Here is a 21,932-nt window from a genome sequence, read left to right on the forward strand (position 1 = left end):
CGACTGGCTCGGTGGCCTTTGATGCGTTCGTGTTCTCACTCCTTACGTATTGTTCACTGTCGTACAAAACGGATTTTGTGCAACGGTGTTGCAAAAGTAAGGGATTGAATGGAACGATTACAAAAAGACGAAATCTTTTTGCAATAATGTTGCAAGTGACTGAATAGGCAAACGAATAACGGAAGAGCGAGATAATTTATGAAGTGAGGTCAGTGGGACCGCCCGTGCAGCTCAAAATCTGACCCGCACGGTTTTAAGAAACCTTATCGTGTCGGGTTCTAAAACCGACACCACTGGAATAAAGTACCTTATTTTCTGGCATTTTTCCTGCGTGTATCACTCCGCAACGTTGGCAATGACGCGCTGGTAGCGGGTTAATTGGGGCGATCCACCGTCGGTTACTTCCAGAACAATATGAATGGTTTTACCAACAGGTGCGTCTTTAGGTATCGTAAAGGAGGCTTTGGCTTTATCAGCATCCTTTAGGTCTATCTTGCCTTGATACGTACCAGCCTCTTCGTATTGCCACCATTTGTAGGTCACGGCATTGCCATCGGGATCGCTCGCTGAACCACTGAGTTGGATTGTCTGCCCTGGTTTGACCGTCAAGTCGAGGGCGTGATTGAGCTTAACAACGGGGGCATGGTTAGCGTTTTTGTAATCCTTAACGCACCAGTCAGCACGGGCGGCAAAGTCATTTTGTAGTACATTGATCCAGCGCGTTTGTGGGTAAGCTGCATCCTGCTTTTTGGTATAAGGATCGTAGTCTGTCACGGTTTTACCGTCTTCCCAGCGGTGCGGATTCGTGCGCGATTGCACCATGCGACCACCCCAGCCGCCGTATGAAACGTCTTCTTTGCTCCGTAAGCCTACGTCGATCAGGTAAAAATAAGCGGGTGAGTCGCCTTCCGAAATGAAATCGTACTGACTTCGGTCGTATTTTTTGGCCTCCGCCATGTCGCCGTGCGTATGCTCAGGATCACCGGGCAGTTTCTGACCATCGCCCCAGAGGTAATAGGAGGACAGTAACGGACCATGATCGAACTTAATGTTTTTAGCAAACCACTTCCCCTCCAGATAAGTCTGTAATTCAGCGGGCACAACGCGGGGCCATAAATATGCAAAACTCCAGAACTGATCTGAATTATAAAGCACCCGAATATCGGGCCAATTTGGCGCTACGTATTTCTGGTACGTAGCGTCCTGATCCAGAACAGCGTAGATAATGGTTTTGGCTGCTACTTTTTTGTAGATCGTTTTCCAGTTGGGCGTATTCTTATACTGATCTTCAATGGATTTTAAGGCTCTGGCCAGCGTATTGGTTCCTCCCCATATCTGGACATAAACGGGGCTTGGATCGTTGTCGAGGAGGATTTTTTTAATGAAGTCAGAACCTTCCGTATCACGGTTCATGTCCCCTTCGAAGTCAATGTTTCCGATACGTATCAAACTCTTCAGATGGTCAGGCGTGGGGTATCCTTTGGCATGTTTTATCAAGTTCGGATAAACCTGCGCGTACTTGTCGATGTATAGCTGCATCCAGGTCGTACCAGGCCAGCGGAGGTCGGTTCGTTCACCATAACGCTTGGCAGTGCTGGGCATTTCAGACGTAAATTTTGTGCCTTTCCCATCGCCTTTGTAATGCCATTGCGAACTGCTGTAAATCAGACCGACGATATCAAATTCGTTCGCATACAGCAACATTCGGATAAACGTATCGACATCATCAACTTCACCGTCGGTGGTAACGATCGTGCGGGGTTTGGCTGATTTTAACGATGATGCTTTGGCTTGCCCCTGCGCCCGGCTAAGTACTAATTCACCTAAAAAGGCGTAGAAAAACAACGACAGAACCGCCGGGAGTAGGTAACGTTTCATAGAGTAAAGGTATTATCCGGTTAAAGATAGCAGAAGAAGTGACAGAAGATTAGTCCTGTTTTTTGTTGGTCAAATGAAAAAGTTAGGTTCCGGTTTATCGGTTGATTGTCAGTTAGTTTAGTGTTTGATCGGTTAATCATTTTCAAATAAAATAAGTCTATTCAGTCGATAAATCGAAACCCTGGTTGTACGAGTTAGTTAGAAAAAGAACTTAACGTTATCACGTTTTCAACAGCGTTTATGAAAGCAGCAGTGTTTCACAAAATCGGCGACATACGCCTGGAGAATACGGAAGATCCCCGTATCGAAGATTCCCGCGACGCGCTGATTCGCGTTACGTCAACGGCCATCTGCGGTTCCGACCTGCACATTTACGATGGCTTTATTCCACAATTTCAGAACGAGGTACTTGGCCACGAGTTTATGGGCATCGTTGAAGAAGTTGGCTCGGGCGTAACTAACCTGAAAAAAGGCGACCGCGTTGTGGTACCGTTTACCATTGCCTGTGGCCAGTGTTTTTTCTGCCAGCATAACCTACAGATGCAGTGCGAAAACTCGAACCATGAACACTATGGACCCGATGGAGGACTACTCTCGCAAAAAGGAGGAGGACTTTTCGGATATACCAATCTCTACGGCGGCTACAACGGCGGTCAGGCTGAGTACGTGCGGGTTCCATACGCCGATTATGGCCTGCGCCAGGTTCCTGAATCGCTGAAAGATGAGCAGGTATTGTTTTTAACCGATATCTTCCCAACTGGCTGGAGTTCCATCGAATGGGGTGAGCTGAAGGGTGGAGAAACCGTTGCTATTTTTGGCTCAGGACCTGTTGGACTGATGGCCCAGAAATCGGCCTGGTTGCAAGGAGCCGGACGAGTTATTGCCATAGATCCATTGGAATATCGACTGGAGCGAGCCCGACGAGTCAACAAGGTGGAAACGATTAATCCGAATGAAGTCGATCCCGTTGAAGCGATTCGCCAGATGACGGAAGGACGGGGAGCCGATCTCTGTGTCGACGCAGTGGGTATGGAAGCCAATCGGTCGTTTCTGGAAAAAGCCAAAGCCGTTATTAATCTGGAAAAGGGGACGACTAAAGTCCTGGAGTTATGTTTTCAGGCAGTACGTCGGGGCGGTATTGTTTCCGCAGTTGGGGTATATGGAAGCCCGTCGGACAATTTCCCAATCGGGCGTATCTTCGATAAAGGCATTACGCTTCGAGCCGGACAGTCGTTCGTGCACAAAAACATTGATCATCTGCTGGACTTAGTCGTTCAGGGTAAAGTTGTGTTAGACGACATTATCTCGCACATCCTGCCCTTATCGGAAGTTTCCAGGGCGTACGATATGTTCAAAAATAAGGAAGACGATTGCACGAAAGTTGTGCTGAAACCTTGATTATATGAAGGTACCACGGGTTTTAACCCGTTTTCTAAGCCAATCTTTAAACGGGTTAAAACCCGGCGTACCTTAACACTCTGTTTAAATACTCAACAATGGAAAATCACACTGGAAAAACAGCGCTTATAACCGGCGCAAGCAGCGGAATCGGCCGCGAACTGGCCCGACTGTTCGCGAAAGATGGCTATAAATTAGTAGTGGTCGGACGTAACGCCGAGATGTTGGGGCAATTGGCTGCCACGCATTGGAATCAATACGGCACTGAAACCACGATCATTCAAAAAGATCTCGCTGATCCGAATGCTCCGCAGGAAATCTACGACGAAACTCAGTCGAAAGGTATTCAGGTCGACGTACTGGTGAACGACGCTGGTTTTGGCGAATATGGCCAATTTGCTACCGAAACCGATTTACAGAAAGAACTGAGCGTCGTGCAGGTAAATGCGGTGGCGTTGATGCACCTGACCAAGCTCTTCCTGAAAGATATGGTCAATCGGAAAGCTGGTAAAATTCTGATGCTGGGCTCCGAAGTGTCGGTTGTGCCAAATCCAATGATGGCCGTCTATGGGGCGACAAAAGCATTTATCAAATCGTTCTCGGAAGCGATTCGGAATGAATTACAGGGAACAAACGTGACCATTACGGTACTGATGCCCGGAGCAACGAATACCAACTTTTTCAACGTAGCAGGGGCGGCCCATGTTAAAGGCGCTGATCCGGCAAAAACCGCCAATCCTGCTGATGTCGCTAAGGAAGGATATGAAGCGCTTCTGCAGGGCAAAGACCACGTAGTGGCGGGGTGGATGAACAAGGCTCGCGTGGTCGCAGCCCACGTATTGCCCGATCCGCTTCTGGCCGCTGTTACGCGAAGCGATATGATGCCCAAAGACGAAACTCAGGATAAGCAGAAAGAGCAGCTAACTCAACTGGCCATTGGTGTTGGTGTGGTAGCGGGTATAGTCGCCGGACTTTATCTAACGTATCGGCAGGCTAGCCCAATCGATAAAGTAAACTATCGGTACAAAGCAGGTAAAGCCCGAATGTCGGCGAAGCATGCTTTGGATTCTGCCGCTGATTCGGTTAAAGGGGCTTACAAAAAAGCTAAATCAGTTGTTGAAGACGAACTGGCATAAGTATTAATAAAATACATTAACAAATCGAATACGACCCTGCTGGGCAGGGCTGTTAAGTTCTGATGGTCAACCCTGAAAGAATGTAATCTTTGTAGAAAAAGTAACCGCCAATAGAGCTAGAACCCCGGAGGGGTGACATCATTTCACCCCTCCGGGGTTTTGGGACGAGTGACCCTGCTTATTTCTACAATGATTTCATCCCTACGGGATTAGCACTTAACAGCCCTGCCCCGCTGGGTCAACTGTTAGTATTCTAACTTCTATTAACAGTTGACCCAGTGGGGTCGTATTTTAACATGAGTTTGGAGCGAACCAGTCTTATACCTTATTTACTCAACAATCAGCCGTTTGGTAAAATTACCCGACTGCCCCTGAATCGTTAACAGATACGTACCGGTGCTTAGTCCGTTGACCGGTATCGATTGCTCTGGCGTAATAAGCGTCAGCGTTTGTTGCTGAATCGACCGGCCATCTGGGTTCACTACCTTAATCCGAACCGACTCATTGACGGCGAAATGATGGAATGTTAACCGAATAACTCCCTGTCGTCCAGATACCGGATTCGGGAAGATCTGAACGTCAGGTTTACTATCAGCGTACTCCGCGGCCAGACGCCCCGATGACAGATTCACGAGCTGTAAATTATCGACGTAATACGGCGAATTGATTGTACCGCCTGTGTCCTGAAAATACAGATCGCTCAACGTAGCGGGACTGCCCAGGGTTGTAATCGGTATGGTAATGAGCGTCCAGGTGTTAACCGTTGGCTGCACGGTATACGCTTTTGAACTGCTGTTGAACGTTACGTCGAAGCGCTTCCCGGCTGCCGATCCACCGTGTACCCAGAACTGTAAATGGGTATATGGCGACAGCGCTACCGGTGTTGAGGCATGTAGAAACAGACCGCCCCAGTTGGCCGTGTATTGCAATGCCAGGGATTTGCTCCCTATTTTCACAGGTGAGGTGTTGTTGAAGTTGCGTGTGATGCTCCAGGACCAGTCGGCCCAGCCTGCTTTCAGCGCATCGTCGTAAATCAGTAAACCACCAGGCTGCGGATCAGGCGTACCACTAGTTACGCTTACACTGGTCGTTGCCATACCCGAACAACCGTTCAGACCAACCGCTAGGGTATACGTACCAACTGCGGCTGTTGTTACGTTCACAACTGATGGATTCTGATTGCCAGACGCGAAATTATTTGGGCCGGACCATTGATACGTAGCACCCGAACCAGCACTGGCTGCTACAAGATTTAGCGTTTGCCCGGTCGTTATGGGACTGCTACTTGATGCCGACGCCATGGGTAAGGGCTTAACGGTCACGGACGTATTGGCGGTGTACGATGCACCGTTGCTAACGACGGTCAGCACGTAGGTTCCGGAGGCCAGAGTTGTTGCATTGGGCAGGGTAGGATTCACCGTTGACGCGGTAAAGCCGTTCGGACCGCTCCACTGATACGTAGCTCCAGAACTTGCATTAGCCGCTGTTGCCGATAAAGTCAATGTCTGGCCTGCACAAATTGGACTGTTGGCCGATGCGCTGACCGTTACGGCTGGCGGTGGCTTAGTACCCGGATTGGAAGCCAGTTGAATCTGATCGAGATAGTACGTCGGCTGGACCTGATTCGTTACGTCCTGAATGTAAATATCCCGCAACGTAGCCGGATTGTTAAACACCGAAAACGGTACGGTAATCAACGTCCACTGATTCGCGGTTGCACTGAATGTATAGGAGCCGCTGCTATTGATCACAACCTGCATCCGCTGCGTTCCACTGGTTCCGCCATGCACCCAGAATTTTAGATAGGGGTATGCGCTTAACGAGATGGGCGCATCCGAATGCAGATACAGAGCGCCCCAGCCAGCCGTGTTCTGTACCGCCAGCGACTTGGTCCCATCGTGAATGGGCGACGTAGCGTTGTAATTTCGCGTGGCACTCCACGACCAGTCGGCCCAACCGGTTTGCAGGGCATCGTCGTAAATAATACGTGAATTACCACCGGGTACGGTTCCTGTTACCGAAACCACCGTTGTCGCTGTGCTGGTGCATCCATTCAGGCCAACCGTCAGCGTGTACGTACCCGAGGCTGTTGCTGTAGCGCCAGGAATAGCAACGGTTTGCCCAGTGCTGCTGTAGCCGTTGGGACCGCTCCATCGATACGTAGCGCCTGAACCAGCATCGGCCGCTGTTAAATTCAGCGGTTGACCCGCCATTACCGGACTGTTGCTCAAGGCTGAAGACATGGGCAACGCGTTTACCGTAACGGCAATCGTGGCCGATTTGGATCCTTCGCTGGCGTTGGTAACGACGAGCAAATACGTACCCGAGGCTGCCATTGTCGCATTCGGGAGGGTTGGGTTCGCCAACGTTGACGCAAAACCGTTCGGACCGGACCATTGATACGTAGCGCCCGTCGGTGCTCCATTCGATACCAGATTCAGCGGTTGCCCCGCGCAGATCGGACTGTTGCTCGATACCGTGAGGGTAGTGGGCGGGGGCGTATCAGAAGGCGTTGTAAAATAAGCTACCAGAAACGTGTACCCAGCCTGATTATAGATGGCGGGCTCGGTAATTTCCCAGGAAGGCTCCGGGTATGATGTGTTCCAGTTGCGGTACGATTTCATCGCGGGCTGGCCTTTCGGCGGAGCGGACGTACCGCTATAATACACATTGGGACCGCCCGTCAGGTAGCCCGGTGCGGGACCGAACTGCGACCCTGCACCATCATACTTTGCCGAACCATCCCGGAACCAACTGTGGTAAAATTCATCGACACTGTTTTCTGCGCCGGCATTGGCTCCCCGAGAGCCCATGTTGCTAAGGTACATCCAGGCCAACGGATTTCGTCCGTGGAAGTAGTGCAGGTATTCCTCCGCAATCTCTTTGTAGAGTGTATTCTTACTCGGATTAACGTTCAGGTCGACTGCCAGAATTGGAATGAGTGCCCACAGGGCTTTTTGCAAATTGGAACCCCACGAGTAATGCCCCGTCCACATAAAGCCCAGATATGGATCAGCCTTCTGCGTATAGTTTGCTTCAATGGGCCAATCCATCGAGCTCTTGAACTTATCCTTAATGGCGGAAACGACGCTGGACGTAGCACCATTGGCTTTGGCGTAAACGTAATAGGCCCGGTTCAATTCCCAGCACAGCGACGCATCCAGATAACCCGCTGAAAATGGGTGAAAACCATTCTCACTTGTAGCGTTGACGTTGTTGTAATTGGCTTCGAAAAACGACTTGTACTTAGTTGTTCCGGTGGTCGAGAACAACTCAGCAGCGGCCGCCACCCGACGTCGTTTGTCGTCGTTGGCGTCCGAGCCTGCATCGGCAGCGGCCGTACTGGCCCCATCTTTTCCCGATGCGGGTAGCATGTTCGGATTGGTTTCCAGATACGTCCAGGCGGTTTCGGCAGCTGTGCGAAGCGTTGTCGCGTAAGCCGGATATTGTCCTGGATAAGCGCTGTAGATACGGGCAGCATGCGCCATGATAGCCGCAAACGTAGCCGTGGCCCAGGTTGTAACGGGTGTGTAATAGCGCGGTTGCGTATCCGTAGCGGGGTCGTCGGTGCCGTTTTCGTAGTTTGTGACCGTTACGCGGTTGTGTACGCCACCGTTCGTTGCCTGCATGCGCAACATCCAGTCCAGTTCCCACTTCAGCTCGTCCAGCATGTCTGGTACACCATTGCCCGACTCCGGAATGTTCGTGTTGTCGGTAAAAGCCGACGGACGGAGTTCATAGCCCACCATCAGGTTCCAGAGTGTAGCGTTCAGAAAAGGAATGTACTTGTTATAATCTCCGGCATCGTACCAGCCGCCTGTTACGTTCCGCTGCGTACCCGCCTGGGCCGCTCCGTTATATAGCAGCGCGTTGGCATCCTGCATGTGAGCCGGGCCGTGGGTCCAGTTGCCGCCGTACTGGGCTGGAATCGACGTACCGGAACGCTGGTAGTAAAACGTTCGGGTAGAGGCTTTCAGCGCAGCCGCGTAAATGTCGTCGCGAACTTCGAAATCGTAGGAGCGCAGATTGTTGGCTGGATCGAAAATATGATACGTACCGGCTGTTGTTACGCTCGAAAAATCGCCGTGCCAGGCCTTATCGCCCGAATCGTCGTGCTTAGTTCCGCCGTTCCATGGCACTACCGAACCCGTGTACACAACGGCGTTGTCGGCCGTTCGGCGCACCTGAAACTGACCACCCGGCGTATACGGTGTTCCTGCATTCTGGCCCGTGACCGGATTGGCAAACACCACCACTTTTTTTGCCGATAGGCGCCACCCAAACTGATCGACGATAATTTGTTTACTGATGCTCTGCGACCAGGCAGGTGACAGACTCAACCAGCCAGCGAGCAAACAACGCAGGTAATAACCCACGTCTACACGGAAAAAACGCTTTGTTTTTTTCATACATGTACTTGTTTAGTGAAAAAAATGAAGCAGCAAAGTAGATGGTCGTGGATGGGTAAGAGAGCCTGATTTGGATGAAGTGTATAATTATAAAGCTAAATCGTTAATTTTTTGGATAAATTGAATAATTCTAATTATTTAGATTTATATAATAATAACTTATAAATATAGAATAAAGCAAATCCAGGACCGGTTGCGGGTTAGATGCATTACTGTTGTTTATGCAGTGAGGCTGCTACCAACCGAGTGCTGGTATTGGCGTATAGCTTGTCCGTTGATCAGGCCTATACATAGATCTTTTAGTAAAGTCTAAAACTTTAGTGAACTTGCAACGTTGAGTGATGTCAATGGCATTCGCTGTAGGCTATCGGAACAAACGCTATTCTTATGATTCTTTCGTTTACGGCAATTACTAGTAACGCTCAGTTTCGAGATTTTTCCTGTCAGTTTACGGAACTGGAAACAGCTTTGGATTTTCTGGGATCAGTTACATTACAGGGAGATACAATCATTAAAGCGCACATTCTTGACGATGATAAGCGCGTTGAGCTGGCGTCGGAAGCTTTCGACGGGAAGTCCTTCACCGAACCTCTTCACCAACTCGAAAAGCAATGGCAGGCCATTCTGAGCAAGCCGAGACGCTCCTCACAAGCAAATAATCAGTGGCATATTGACTTAACTCGTCAACGGATTAAACTATACGATACCAGAATAGAGCAGATTACACGCATGGTGCTTCAGGTTGAGCTACTATGCCTGCGAACTGAAGAAATGTTATTGCATGAACCACGACGAGATAATCTTGTCAGTTATTATCGCTCAATGCTGGATATGTATTGCCAGCAAATAAACCAGGCGCAAGCCAGTAAACAACAGGTTCAGAAAAAGCTGAAGCAATTAGAAAGTTGTGTTGTGTAATAATAAAGGCTAATCTTTCTCTCGGAGTTAGCTCTTATTAGGTGATACTACACTTATATGTTAATATTTATCAAATTCTTATATTGAGTATAAACAATTTACTTGTCACATAGGTAGGTGTGTTAACACATGGTCTATAGACCACTACCCTCATGAAAGCGATTGTCGATACCATTGAACAAGACACCTGGATGGTCCGGGGGTGGAAAATTAAATTCATTCTTTCGGATAAGCTGTTACATCAGGCGAAGCTGTTATCTCGAGTTGACCATTGGTACGACGACCCCATCGTCGCTGATACGTATATAGAAAAAATGGCGGTCTGCTTCAACAGTATTCAGCAATTTCATCACACATTTGGCCTATTACCTCAGGTAGGCGACCGGCTGTATAATGAAGAGTCCGGAGTAATTGTCCAGGATCGTTCCATCGACGGTGGACTTAAGCACATTACGTTTAGGGTTAGTATTTAGCTGCGATGCATCAGCTAGTAACCAGTTATTTGGTTTATGATTCTTTCGCTTAAGTACTCTAAAAAAGATTTTTGCTAATTATATGTAAATATGATTGAAAACTGTTAGATTTCGCTGAGGTAGCAGACCAACTATCACCAGCCGCGTTTTTTGCCTCTCCTTTCAGGAACTGATTATTGCTAAATGGACGATCAGGCTGTCTGCCTTATTCAATACCACTTCTATGACGCTCTCATTCACGGCAATTGGCGAGAACGCTGTTCAACATGATTTCTCCTGTGATCTTTCCAGTCTTGAGGACGCTCTGGACATTTTGAATATCATTGTTTTTCAAGGGCACACACTTCTTCTGGCGCATATTGTCGATGAAGGCAAACGTACGGAACTACCTCCCGAAGTGTTTGATGGGCAACCGCTTTCCGCTGTTATGAAAAAACTGGAAAAGCAATGGCGGGCAGTTCTAAAAAAGCCGGTACGTTCTTCTGCCCCCTTTCATAAGCAATGGCGGCAGAATATGAATCGGCAACGTATCCGATTATTTGATGACAGAATCGCTCATTTTGATCGGGTGATTGATGCATTTAAGCAACAGGCTCAGCGAGCTGAAAAGATGCGATACGGCAATCGTGAACGAACTAGACTCATCAGGCACTACAACATAATTATCAATACGTATAAGGGATATGTTGCCCGGACAAAAACTGAGCGGCAATCGGTGCTTGACAAAATGAGCCAACTGGATCAAAGTTGTTAATTATGCTATTTCTAGTTTGGGTGGAGTTACCAAAATAAATCCTGGTAACAGAATGATCCTAACGGGGCTGCCATAAAACTCCTGCAAAATTAGCCCACGGGGGAGGGGTCAATAGGATGGTCGTCCGTTGTCGTGGGTTGTACCCAAAGCTGTTCTGAGTTGTTAATTACCTGTCCGGAGTGACAGGCTCCTGATTAAGTTTCAGCCAATAGTCACAAACGGTTACGATCGTATTCCTGAGCCCTTCGAAATCGGTGGGTTTTAGTAGAAACGAATTCGCACCTGACTCATAACAGCCATAAATTTCAGACTCAGAAGCTACACTGCTCATCATCACTACCGGAATCGTTCGATACGCAGGATGTTGTTTCAGATACTCCAGTGTTTGATGACCATTCATCTCTGGCATGTGACGATCAAGAATAATAAGACTTGGCTGATGGCTCATCTCACGAAGTTCTTCCAGAAATATCTTGCCATTAGCAAAGAAGCGTACAGGATAATCTGGCAAAAATCGAAGCAACAATTGCTGAAGCAACAGGCGGTAATCCGCTGAATCATCAACAATGCATATGAAGCGGGTAGAAGTCATCAGGAGTGTATTCGGTCAAGAAGCGGGCTCACGTTTTTAACTAAACCAAATAAAGAAGTGTGTAGAGAGATTCTAACGGTAAATAGTATGTAAAGCTCTCATTATCGCCTATTTATGGCTGATTAGGTACCGCTGAGTCTTCACTATATTTATCCTGGTGCATAGCGAAGTCGCGTGTTTTGCGGGCGCGTTCACGCGTTTGCCTAGCTTTTTCGAGGAATTGCTCAGCGGCTGTTTCGTTACCACCTTCGGCAAAATGTTTTCCCGAGTGTTCGAGCAGAATGACAGTTTCTTCCAGGCTGCGTATGGCTTTCCAGAACGATTCTTCTACCACTTTCGTAGTTTCGGCCAGCAACGAACTAGCGGTATAGGCATGACCCGTATGGCACCGATACCGAATGATTTTTCCTTCTTTAATGCTGATCAAGGCTCCATTACACTCTGGGCAGGTTAGAGACGTCAGCTCACCCATGTTCAGAATGCCCATATCGAACGCATTGTCCTCGGCGGCAATATTTATCTCGGTTTCCAGACGCTGTTCTTCATCAGATGGCAGTTCGAGTTTACCGGGGACCGTTTCGCTGCTTAATTGAATGAGTGAAGAGGCTATGCCAGCAATGGGCAGACTATAATCGACATCCACGTAGTTCAGTACGTTGTCTGGCATACTGGAATACATGGCTTCTTCAGGTTCCTGAATGATACACGTGCCGCCGAGTCGCTTAATCGACCACATGCCCGACGTACCATCATCGAGCATGCCCGTCAGTACGACGCCGATGACGCGCGGTCCGTAGGTATAGGCGGCTGAACGGAACAGCGCGTCGATGGATGGGCGGAATCGGTTCTCTTTGGGCCCTCGCTTAACAATGACCTGATCATATTCAACCAGCAGGTGATGGTCAGGCGGGGCTACGTAAATATGGCCGGGCAAAATAAGTTCACCATCTTTGGGATGAACCGTTTTCAACGGGCCCGATGCGTTGAGAATATCAGGCAGGTAACTGGGTGAATGGGGCGATATATGCAACACAACGAAGATTGATGCCTTAAAATCAGCTGGCAAAGTTGCTACTAATTCTTTCAGGGCATAAACGCCACCCGCCGATGCGCCAATAACAATAATATCCCGCTTTGCCATCTTGATCGAAAGGGTTACCTTTAGATAGTAATTACTCAACTTCTATCCTACCTTAACTTCAGGACTGTCTCTTGGTTCATAAGCAGTCAACAGAATATGTCGAAAAAAAAAGAGGATTCTGATTCCTCCCAGCCTGAACTTCCTCATAACGTTCCCATTGTCGCTATTGGTGCCTCCGCGGGTGGGCAGGAGGCTGTAGTGGAACTCCTTGAAAATCTGTCGCCAACAACTGGACTGGCGTATGTGTATATCCAGCACCTTGATCCAACTCAGGAAAGCCACCTGGCCCATATTCTGGGGCGGGTGACGGAAATGGTTGTACTGGAAGCCCAGCATCTGATGCGGATCAGGCCAAATTACCTGTACATTATTCCCCCCGACCGCGATCTGGAAGTGCTGGATGGTGTGCTGACGCTGGTGCCGCGCACGGCCCGCTCGGTGATTCATATGCCCATCGACCAGTTTTTTCTATCGTTGTCAGAACGGCAGAAAGAAGGGGCTATTGCCATCGTACTGTCGGGAACGGCCTCCGATGGAACACTGGGTTTACGGGCCATTAAGGCGGCTGGTGGCATTACGTTTGCGCAGGATGATACGGCCCGATTTCAGAGCATGCCCCGGTCGGCTATTGCCGAGGGCGTGGTTGATCGGGTGTTGTCTCCGGCCGCAATTGCCAAAGAACTAGAGCGATTGAGTAAGCAAACGGCCATTTTCCAGCAGACCATTCTGACGGAAGCCCAGGAAACCGAAAGTCTGGAAGCCTCAAAGACCGAACCCGCATCAAGTACGGATGAAGACTTACGGACGATTATCCAGTTACTACGTCGTTCTACCGGAATGGATTTCGGTCAGTATAAAGTAACGACGATTCGCCGACGAATCATTCGCCGGACGCTGCTCTATAAACTGGACTCTCTGAACGAGTATGCCGATTATCTGCGAAACCACCCCGAAGAGGCTAGTCTGCTCTATGACGATCTGCTGATTAACGTAACGACGTTTTTCCGGGATGCCGAGACGATGGATTACGTCCAGAAAGTGTTGCTGCCGCAATTAGTAAAGGACAAAATACCTCAGGAACCGATACGTGTCTGGGTGCCCGCCTGCTCAACGGGCCAGGAAGCTTACTCCATTGCCATGCTGTTGCTAGAGGTTCTGGGCGATCGTACCCTTAGTCGGACCATCCAGATTTTCGCTACGGATCTAAGCGAATCGGCGGTCGCAAAAGCCCGCATGGGGAGTTATACGCGGGGCGAAATCATGGACGTATCGGCCCGGCGGCTACAACGGTTCTTTACGAAAATAGACGACCATTACCGCATCAACAAAGCGGTGCGGGATATATGTGTATTTGCGCCCCATAACCTGCTGAAAGATCCACCGTTTTCTCGGCTCGATCTGATAAGCTGCCGGAATCTGCTGATCTACCTGGAGACTCCCCTCCAGCGCAAAGCAATCGTTACGTTTCATTACGGACTGAACCCGAACGGCTATCTTATTCTCGGCAAATCTGAAACGGTAGGTACATCGGCTCCGTTGTTTTCGCAGGTCGAGAAGAATTATAAAATTTTCGCCCGAAAAAACGACGTTGATAGCCGCGCTACGTTTACCATGGCACCCCGCCAGTTAGACGGCGATTCCGTTATGAATCGTTCGGTATTGACTTCAAAAACGATAGGCCAGGGTAATGGCGAATCTTCTGGGCGTATTGCGTCGTCTCAGGGGCGGTGGGGCGGATTAGCCTCTGATTTGGATAAAGTTGTCGATAATCTGTTGCTGAATCAGTACGTACCCGCCAGTGTCGTTGTCAATCAGGATCTGGAAATACTCTTGTTTCGGGGCTCAACGGGCCTGTTTCTTGAACCGGCACCCGGCAAAGCGAGTCTGAATCTCATCAAGATGGCTCGTCCGTCGTTGGTCTTCGAACTGCGTAACGTGATTCATAAAGCTCAGAAACTGAATGAGCCCGTACGCAAGAGCAACTTAGAAATCAAAGTAAAAAACAAAGTTCATTACGTAGCGATTGAAGCCGTACCCCTCGAAACGATAGGCGAAGAGCGGTTATTTCTAATCATTTTTGAAGAAATCGAGCCGCCCGTTGTGCCCACCACCCGAACCGCCGACGCCCGCAATCGACGGATCAAAGAACTGGAGGCTGAACTGACTAATCTGCGGGAGGATATGCGCTCAGTCATTGAAGAACAGGAAGCCAGCAACGAAGAACTCCAGTCGGCCAATGAGGAAATCATTAGCAGCAACGAAGAGCTGCAAAGCATCAACGAAGAACTCGAAACCAGTAAGGAAGAAATCGAATCGACCAACGAAGAATTGCTGACGATTAATCAGGAATTGCAAGTACGTAACGACCAGTTGTCAGAATCTTACCAGTTTGCCGAAGATATTTTCGGAACCATCCGCGAAGCTACACTGGTCCTTGATACTGATTTACGGGTCAAGAGTGCCAATCAGGCGTTTTATCGGCTGTTTCAACTTCATGAGGAAGAGACGGAGCGACGGCTTATCTACGAACTGGGTAATCGTCAGTGGGACATTCCTGAACTCCGGCTCATGCTTACCGACATCATTACGTCTGATGTGCAGTTTCTGGGGTTTGAACTGACGTATACATCGGTCGAGACTGGAGCGAAAATTCTGTCGCTCAATGCCCGGCGGGTTGTGCGGCAACAGGAGTCAATTCTGCTGGCTATCGAAGACATTACTGAACACCGGCGCGCGCAGCAATTAGTGATTGAGCGCGAGGCCTGGTTTCATCAAATTGCCGACAATGCCCCTACATTGATCTGGGTGACCGACGCACAGGGCAACATTACATTCCTGAACAAAGAGTGGATTAACTACACCGGGCGTTCTCTGGAAGAGGTAAAGCAGCATGGTTGGGTAGAAGCATTCCACCCAGACGATTGGGCTGCCTATATAAAAACTTATACGACTCACGTAAAAGCCCAGCAGCCGTTTACTGTAGAGTATCGACTAGGCCGACACGACGGCGACTATCATTGGATGCTGGAAAATGCCCAGCCGCTCTTTGGAGATAATGGGCTATTCAATGGGTATATTGGTAGTGTGGCCGATGTGCATCTGCAAACCGAAATGAACCGGGAACTTGATCGGCGCGTGCAGGAGCGAGCGACCGAATCAGAGCAAACCAATCTCCAAATAATCACGTTCGTCGAAAATACGCCTGATGCCATTACGCGCTGGGACGAGGATCTTAAACTCTTGTTTGCTAACAGTGCTTTCGTTAGTCAAACGGGACTGCCACTTGATGAACTCCTGGGTAAGACCAACGCCGAGATGGGTCAACCTGATGCCGTTGCTCAGCCTTACATGAATAAATTACGGCAGACGTTCAGGACTAAACAACCGCAGGAACATGTTAACGAACTTTCCACACCGAACGGTACGGCTCTGTATTATTCACGTATAGTGCCAGAATTCGGCCCTGATGGGATTGTCAGGAGTGTGCTGGCTATCGCCCGCGACATTTCAGATCTGGAGAAGGCCCGGGAGCAGGCACGGGAAAACGCTTTTAATCTACAGGTAGTACTAAACAGTTCACAAGCGGCTATTGGGTTTCTGAAGCCGATTCGCGAGAACGACACGATAACTGATTTTCGCTTAGTTGTTTGTAATCACGAGTTCGCCCGAATTGCTGGCTTACCTATAGAACGATTGGTGAGTCGGCCTGTCTCTCAGTTATCCGATAAGCTCTGGCAAGAGCGTACTGTCGAAATCGTTCGGCATACACTGGAAACTGGTGTACCATTTATGGAGGAGCGCCAAGACCCAGGGAGCGGTGAATGGATGCTAATCACGCTTACTAAGTTTGATGATGGGGTTGTGCTGACAGGCCAGAACATTACTCCGCTGAAGGAGGCTGGGAAACAGCAAAGCGACCTGCTGAATGAACTAGAAAAATCAAACAAAAATATTCATATCCTGACCAGGCTCCGCCAGCAAATCCGGGACCGGGGTGAATTCCTGCGCACGACCTCGCATGACCTGCGGGGTAATTTCGGGATCATTCAGGGGGCTGCTACGTTGCTGGATATTGCTGGCACTGATGAGGAACGTAGCATCATGCTATCGATGCTCCAGCGGAATCTGCAGCAGGCCACGAGTATGCTTACCGAATTGCTGGACGTGGCCCGGCTGGAATCGGGACAGGAACAGCGACAGATCGGTGTCTTCGATGCCGCTGAATTACTTAGTGGCATCGAAGACAGTGTGCGTCCGTTAGCCGATGAGCGCGGTTTGTGGTTACGTAAGGAAGGTGAGAAAGCATTTTCGGTTGAAGGCGATGCCGTGAAAGTTCACCGCATTGCTCAAAATTTATTGCTCAATGCCTTGAAATATACGAAGACAGGCGGGGTAATCGTAAGCTGGGGAGCCGCTTCTGACCCTGATCATTGGCAGTTGACCATTACCGATACCGGACCCGGTTTACCGCAAGAAGCGCATTCAAAGTCGGGCGAAGGTATTGGTTTGCTCATTGTCCGTCAGTTGTGTGAGTTGTTGAATTGCCAGATGGAAGTAGATAGTCAGCCGGGTGTTGGGACGCGTTTTCAGTTGACGTTTCCCCGATCGTATAACCCTATTTAACGGGTTAATAAGGCCACGACCGTAGCTGGACTACCTGTTGTCTGGTAAGACAGACTAATCCAGATACGGTCATTCGCCTATTAAATATACTTCGGCAATGTAACGGCATCCCACCAATACTGGCGGATGGAAGAAATACAGGCGAGCCATTTCTCGTAAGCACATGGTTTCACGATGTATGAGTTGCCACGTAACGCATATGACTCACTAATGTCTTCAGCATCCGATGATTGGCTCAACAGGATAACGGGCATTTCACGGTAGACGTGATGCGTTTTTAGACTCTCTAACAAGTCCCAGCCGTATTGGCGATAAGGCAGATATAAATCCAGTAGAATTAGCCTGGGCAACTCCCGCAAATTCTGTACACATTCTTCCAGATAGGTCATCACCTGCGCCTTATCTGACATCCAGACAGCTTCAACTTCGGGAAAACGTTGTTGTAAGGCCAAGCGGATGAGAAACCACTGATCGTCATTATCCTCAATTACCAGAATAGTAGCTTTCTGGTCTTTAGAATGCTTAGCTAAGGCAGATTTAGTCATCTAAGTTTTATATTATAGAGGAAAGGTAACAAATAGGAGCCAATAATATCAAAAAGGATAAGTAATTGATTAGATGGCTATTAAAGTTAATAAATCATTCTAAAGAGTGATAATGTAAACAACGATTTTAAAGCGTTAGTTAATTCTTTGTCTTTATCTTGAATAATTCTGGCCAAATGTGAGCTAGCGGTAACGACGAAAAGCAGAACCAGCTTACTGCGAAGACCAAGAGCAATCACTAGTTGGCATTGGTCATAAGAAAGCGCTCGTACTGATCGGTAAATCAGCATGAGCGCCAGTCGTCTTGGTATAACTTACTACTTTTTAGTAAGCAGTGAAAAGGGTTGTGAAAGCAGAATTAGAACGTGAAGTTGCCACCATAATCGCGGGTATGATCACGCCAGATGCTGTGGTAATGAATCTGAGTGGGATAAACGACTCCCGTCTGGCAAACGAATTCGATCCAGACACTTGGTCCATCAATACGTACATAATCAGCGTTGTTCGTTAGGGCAGTGTTACCAGAGTAGGCGATGTAGGTATTTGCCAATTCACTTTGATACGTAGTGAGTAAGCTAGCCGCTGAAGCATCATCCGTATCCTGAACCCAGGGTTTCATAGCCGCCAGGACCAGTGCCTGCTGTTCGGTCGTTAAGCTGCTAACCCGAAGGCCTACTTTCGTTGCTGGAAACTTCCCGTCGTTGTTTGGGCCCAATACTACGTCGCTAAAGGTGCTGCTGAGTTTGGCGCTGGCGAGTTGCGTGCTACTTAGCGACGCCAGCATCGCAGCCATAGCGGCCTGTTCACTGTTAAGCGGGGCATAAACTGTGCCGTTCGTGGCGGTCCAGCTTTTCGGCTCAACGCCTTCAAACTGGGGTGTAGACCCCTGAACCGCTCCCGCGTTATAGGTTTTATTGACTGCTAAATGATGGCCACCAAACTGAAACTGCCAGGTGCTTGTCGTTGAGGGTGTTCCCAAAAAAGCAATAAAATAAATGCCCGATGAATAGCCCATGCTGTTGACGGACCCCAGCACATCGTCTGCCGCCCGAATCTGCATAATTTCGTCATATCCTTCATTCGTCGTTGTGCCGGTGGCTGCCTGAACAACGGCCAGCGCAGCTGCTACCTGGGTACTTGTCAGCGAGCTCAACTGCAATCCAACCCGGCAACCTGACCCGCAGGGTAAATTCGACCACTTGATGGCATTGTCTTTGGTATAACTGAGTACAACGGCCGATTTCTGGGCATCGTTTAACGTTGCCAGGAAGGCATTGGCCGCACAAACGACCTTAGCTGTTGGGGTTGTTGCCGTGCTGCAGTCGGTTGTTGTCGTCGTAGTCGATGAGCCTGCTGAGATAGTGGCTACAGCTGTGCAGACACCTGTGCCATAGGTGGTTGCCGATACTGTAATGGTCTCCGACGTTACGCTCGATGTGCCGTCAAATGTAAGTGGAATGGCAACGGAAGCTTGTCCTACCGTTACAGTAGTAGTATAAGTTGTCGGGGTAAAATTAGAATTTGAACTGGCAATATTAAACGTAATCGATCCGGCGAGTGCATCGCTCAATCCGACGGATAGGGTTGTGCTTTGCGCTAAGCCATTATTAGTGAACGAGGTATTGGTTAGTGCCGTCGTAATACAGTTAATCGATGGAGCCAGGATTATATCATTTTCCGTCTTTTTGCAGGAAATGACCACGCATAAGAACAGTAAAAATGATAAGGCCAGTTGGATGGGTTGTCTGTTCATGAGCGTAAACTAACGATCTGCTTCTATTGGTACGTTGGTAATTAAATTCTGTTGCAACTGGTTAGTATAACTCTGGCAAACCAAGGTGAGTGACTGAACCTATGCAACGGTGCTTTCTATCCCACATGGCGGAAAGAGCAGGTAAATTGGCCAATCAGGTTATAACTCCTGTTTCTTCCCACTGTCTGAGCCAGTCTTTTTTCACCCCCTGTACCTGCGAGAAAAATTCGTAAAAAGGAACCATGTCGCTTGCGTAATTGCCCGTTGCATATAGGGGTTCGCCCAGGATAATAAGCTTGCGAGGCCAGTCGAAACCGACCGGAATAAAGGGAACGTGGGCTTCGAGGGATATGTAGTAAAAACCCGTCTTTAGTTTCGATACGTTGCTGCGGGTGCCTTCAGGCGCAATACAAATGTGAAGCCGTTCATGCTGATTGAAAACAGCAACCATCGCATCGACCAGGTTATGCGATTTATCACGATATACGGGCTTGCCACCTAATGCCCGAAATAACCAGCCTGAATACCAGGTGAATAGCGAACTTTTAGCCAGATACTGAATCCAGATGTGAATGGTGGGACGAATGCCCAGGCCCAGCAGAAAATCCCAGTTGGTTGAGTGCGGAGCAACTACCCAAATGGCTTTTGGTAAGGTTGGAATAGGGCCAACTACCCGCCAGCCAGCAATTTTGAATAACCAACGGGTAATGGCACCAAGCATAATAGTCAATAGTCGATAGCTAACCGTCGATAGTCAATAACTAGTAATCACGATCGACTATTGACACCCCGGCGGTCCGGTAAAATTAATACTTCCGATCGTTGCGCTCTAACCAACGGCCCGTTATAAACGAAGCGGCCAGCAGAACAGCGTAGAATAGAAGTGTCAAAGGTGTTGATAAATCCATGTCAGTATTCAGTTGAATGTCGCTGCAAAAATAAGACAGCCTTTTGACTTTAAACCTATAAGGTCTTTTAAACCTTGTAGGTTTTTATTACAAAACGCCCTTCGTGCTTGGAAGGTTGTCCAGTTCTTTAATGTCGCGTCGAACAGCCATCCTGATCGCTTTGGCGAACGCTTTGAAAATAGCTTCGATCTTATGGTGTTCGTTATCGCCTTCGACTTTGATATTCAGGTTGCACTGAGCCGTATCGGAGAACGATTTAAAGAAATGAAAAAACATTTCCGTAGGCATATCCCCAATTTTCTCCCGTCGGAACTCGGCATCCCAAACCAGCCAGGGCCGACCCGAAAAGTCAATAGCGACCTGCGCCAGCGCTTCGTCCATCGGTAACAGAAACCCGTACCGGCTAATGCCTCGTTTGTCGCCGAGGGCGCGTCGGTACGCTTCGCCCAAAGCTAAGGCTGTATCTTCGATGGTATGATGCTCATCAATGTGGAGGTCGCCGTTGACATGGATTGCCAGATCGGCTCCCGAGTGTTTAGCTACCTGGTCGAGCATATGATCGAAGAAGCCAAGACCCGTATGCATGTTGGCCCGACCTGTACCATCCAGATTTAACTCGACCCGAATCTGGGTTTCTTTGGTGTTCCGTTCAACCGTGGCTATACGCGATGGCAGCCGCAGAAATTCGTAAATCTCATCCCAACTATCGGTTTTGAAAGCAATCGCCTGTTGCATCGTATCCGTCAGGCCATCTACATCCGCAAATTGAACCGCCGATAACCCGTTTGGTGGCAGAAACAGAATCGCTTTGGCACCCAGATTAACCGCTAACTGTACATCCGTGAGTCGGTCACCAATGACGTAGCTATTCGCCAGATCATACGTATCGCTGAAGTAATCCATTAACATGCCAATGCCGGGTTTGCGAGTTGGCGAATTGTCCCGTGGGAAATGGCGATCAATGTGAACCGCATCGAACTGCACATTTTCACCCGCGAACGTAGCTAACATTTTGTTGTGGGCGGGCCAGAACGTATCTTCTGAAAACGAATCAGTACCGAGTCCATCCTGATTCGTCACCATGACCAGGGCGTAATCGGTTTCTTCAGCAATCCTGCGCATGGCTGAAATCGCTTTCGGAACGTAATCAAGTTTAGCTAATGAATCGACTTGCTGATCGGGCTGGGGTTCGATAATGAGGGTTCCGTCGCGGTCAATAAACAGTATTTTTCGCATAGTGGGCCAAAGTAAACCGACAAAGATACACTCTCGGAACATTGCATACGAAAATGTGTTATGTTTGCAGACGAGTTCTTGTAGTGGTTTGTTAGTGTTACCTAGATACGTAGTTTTTAGTTTATTAAGTAGTAAGTATTATACAGTGCCTTCTGGATAGTAGCCCTT

The 21,932-nt window shown here is 48.7% G+C and carries 14 protein-coding genes; 6 read left to right on the forward strand and 8 right to left on the reverse strand.

The features are described 5' to 3' along the window. Positions 1–336: 336 nt before the first annotated feature. Complete coding sequence (locus tag IC230_RS10855; RefSeq protein ID WP_191039007.1) at positions 337–1,878, reverse strand: DUF1593 domain-containing protein; 1,542 nt, start codon at positions 1,876–1,878, stop codon at positions 337–339. A 240-nt stretch (positions 1,879–2,118) separates the two neighbouring features. Between IC230_RS10855 and IC230_RS10860 the strand changes: the two genes are divergently transcribed. Both IC230_RS10860 and IC230_RS10865 read left to right on the forward strand, forming a co-directional pair. Continuing rightward, positions 2,119–3,276 (forward strand): zinc-dependent alcohol dehydrogenase, encoded by a 1,158-nt coding sequence (locus tag IC230_RS10860; RefSeq protein WP_191039008.1) that lies wholly within the window; start codon positions 2,119–2,121, stop codon positions 3,274–3,276. A 98-nt stretch (positions 3,277–3,374) separates the two neighbouring features. Beyond that, positions 3,375–4,412: an SDR family NAD(P)-dependent oxidoreductase gene (locus IC230_RS10865; protein WP_191039009.1), complete on the forward strand. Its 1,038-nt coding sequence runs from the start codon at positions 3,375–3,377 to the stop codon at positions 4,410–4,412. A 329-nt stretch (positions 4,413–4,741) separates the two neighbouring features. On the opposite strand, the gene IC230_RS10870 is transcribed toward IC230_RS10865, so the two are convergent. Next, entirely contained in the window at positions 4,742–8,821 is a 4,080-nt protein-coding gene (locus IC230_RS10870; protein ID WP_191039010.1) for a glycoside hydrolase family 9 protein, read from the reverse strand. A gap of 387 nt (positions 8,822–9,208) precedes the next feature. On the opposite strand from IC230_RS10870, the gene IC230_RS10875 reads away from it, so the two are divergent. From IC230_RS10875 to IC230_RS10885, 3 genes are all read left to right on the forward strand, one after another. Beyond that, complete coding sequence (locus IC230_RS10875; RefSeq protein ID WP_191039011.1) at positions 9,209–9,739, forward strand: hypothetical protein; 531 nt, start codon at positions 9,209–9,211, stop codon at positions 9,737–9,739. 152 nt (positions 9,740–9,891) lie between these two features. Continuing rightward, positions 9,892–10,212, forward strand: coding sequence for a hypothetical protein (locus IC230_RS10880; RefSeq protein WP_191039012.1), 321 nt, complete (start codon positions 9,892–9,894; stop codon positions 10,210–10,212). Between the two features lie 223 nt (positions 10,213–10,435). Then, a complete protein-coding gene (locus IC230_RS10885; RefSeq protein ID WP_191039013.1) occupies positions 10,436–10,966 on the forward strand; it encodes a hypothetical protein in 531 nt (176 codons plus the stop codon). Between the two features lie 166 nt (positions 10,967–11,132). On the opposite strand, the gene IC230_RS10890 is transcribed toward IC230_RS10885, so the two are convergent. Together IC230_RS10890 and IC230_RS10895 are read right to left on the reverse strand one after the other, a co-directional pair. Further along, a complete protein-coding gene (locus IC230_RS10890) occupies positions 11,133–11,558 on the reverse strand; it encodes a response regulator (RefSeq protein ID WP_191039014.1) in 426 nt (141 codons plus the stop codon). A 112-nt stretch (positions 11,559–11,670) separates the two neighbouring features. Continuing rightward, complete coding sequence (locus tag IC230_RS10895; protein WP_191039015.1) at positions 11,671–12,699, reverse strand: chemotaxis protein CheB; 1,029 nt, start codon at positions 12,697–12,699, stop codon at positions 11,671–11,673. Positions 12,700–12,795: 96 nt separating this feature from the next. Here IC230_RS10895 and IC230_RS10900 point away from each other — a divergent pair, with 96 nt between their 5' ends. Beyond that, complete coding sequence (locus tag IC230_RS10900; RefSeq protein WP_191039016.1) at positions 12,796–17,322, forward strand: CheR family methyltransferase; 4,527 nt, start codon at positions 12,796–12,798, stop codon at positions 17,320–17,322. Between the two features lie 80 nt (positions 17,323–17,402). Here the strand turns inward: IC230_RS10900 and IC230_RS10905 are convergent, their stop codons facing one another. From IC230_RS10905 to hisB, 4 genes are all read right to left on the reverse strand, one after another. Next, positions 17,403–17,867 (reverse strand): response regulator, encoded by a 465-nt coding sequence (locus IC230_RS10905; protein ID WP_191039017.1) that lies wholly within the window; start codon positions 17,865–17,867, stop codon positions 17,403–17,405. 358 nt (positions 17,868–18,225) lie between these two features. Next, the gene (locus IC230_RS10910) at positions 18,226–19,620 is read right to left on the reverse strand and encodes a DUF3500 domain-containing protein (protein WP_191039018.1); all 1,395 of its coding nucleotides are present in this window, start codon (positions 19,618–19,620) and stop codon (positions 18,226–18,228) included. A gap of 154 nt (positions 19,621–19,774) precedes the next feature. Then, entirely contained in the window at positions 19,775–20,341 is a 567-nt protein-coding gene (locus tag IC230_RS10915) for a 1-acyl-sn-glycerol-3-phosphate acyltransferase (RefSeq protein ID WP_191039019.1), read from the reverse strand. Between the two features lie 274 nt (positions 20,342–20,615). Beyond that, positions 20,616–21,764, reverse strand: a complete 1,149-nt coding sequence (gene hisB / locus IC230_RS10920; RefSeq protein WP_191039020.1) for a bifunctional histidinol-phosphatase/imidazoleglycerol-phosphate dehydratase HisB — start codon at positions 21,762–21,764, stop codon at positions 20,616–20,618. Positions 21,765–21,932 lie beyond the last annotated feature (168 nt).

The sequence above is a fragment of the Spirosoma validum genome (genome assembly GCF_014699035.1).
Classification (GTDB): Bacteria; Bacteroidota; Bacteroidia; order Cytophagales; family Spirosomataceae; genus Spirosoma; species Spirosoma validum.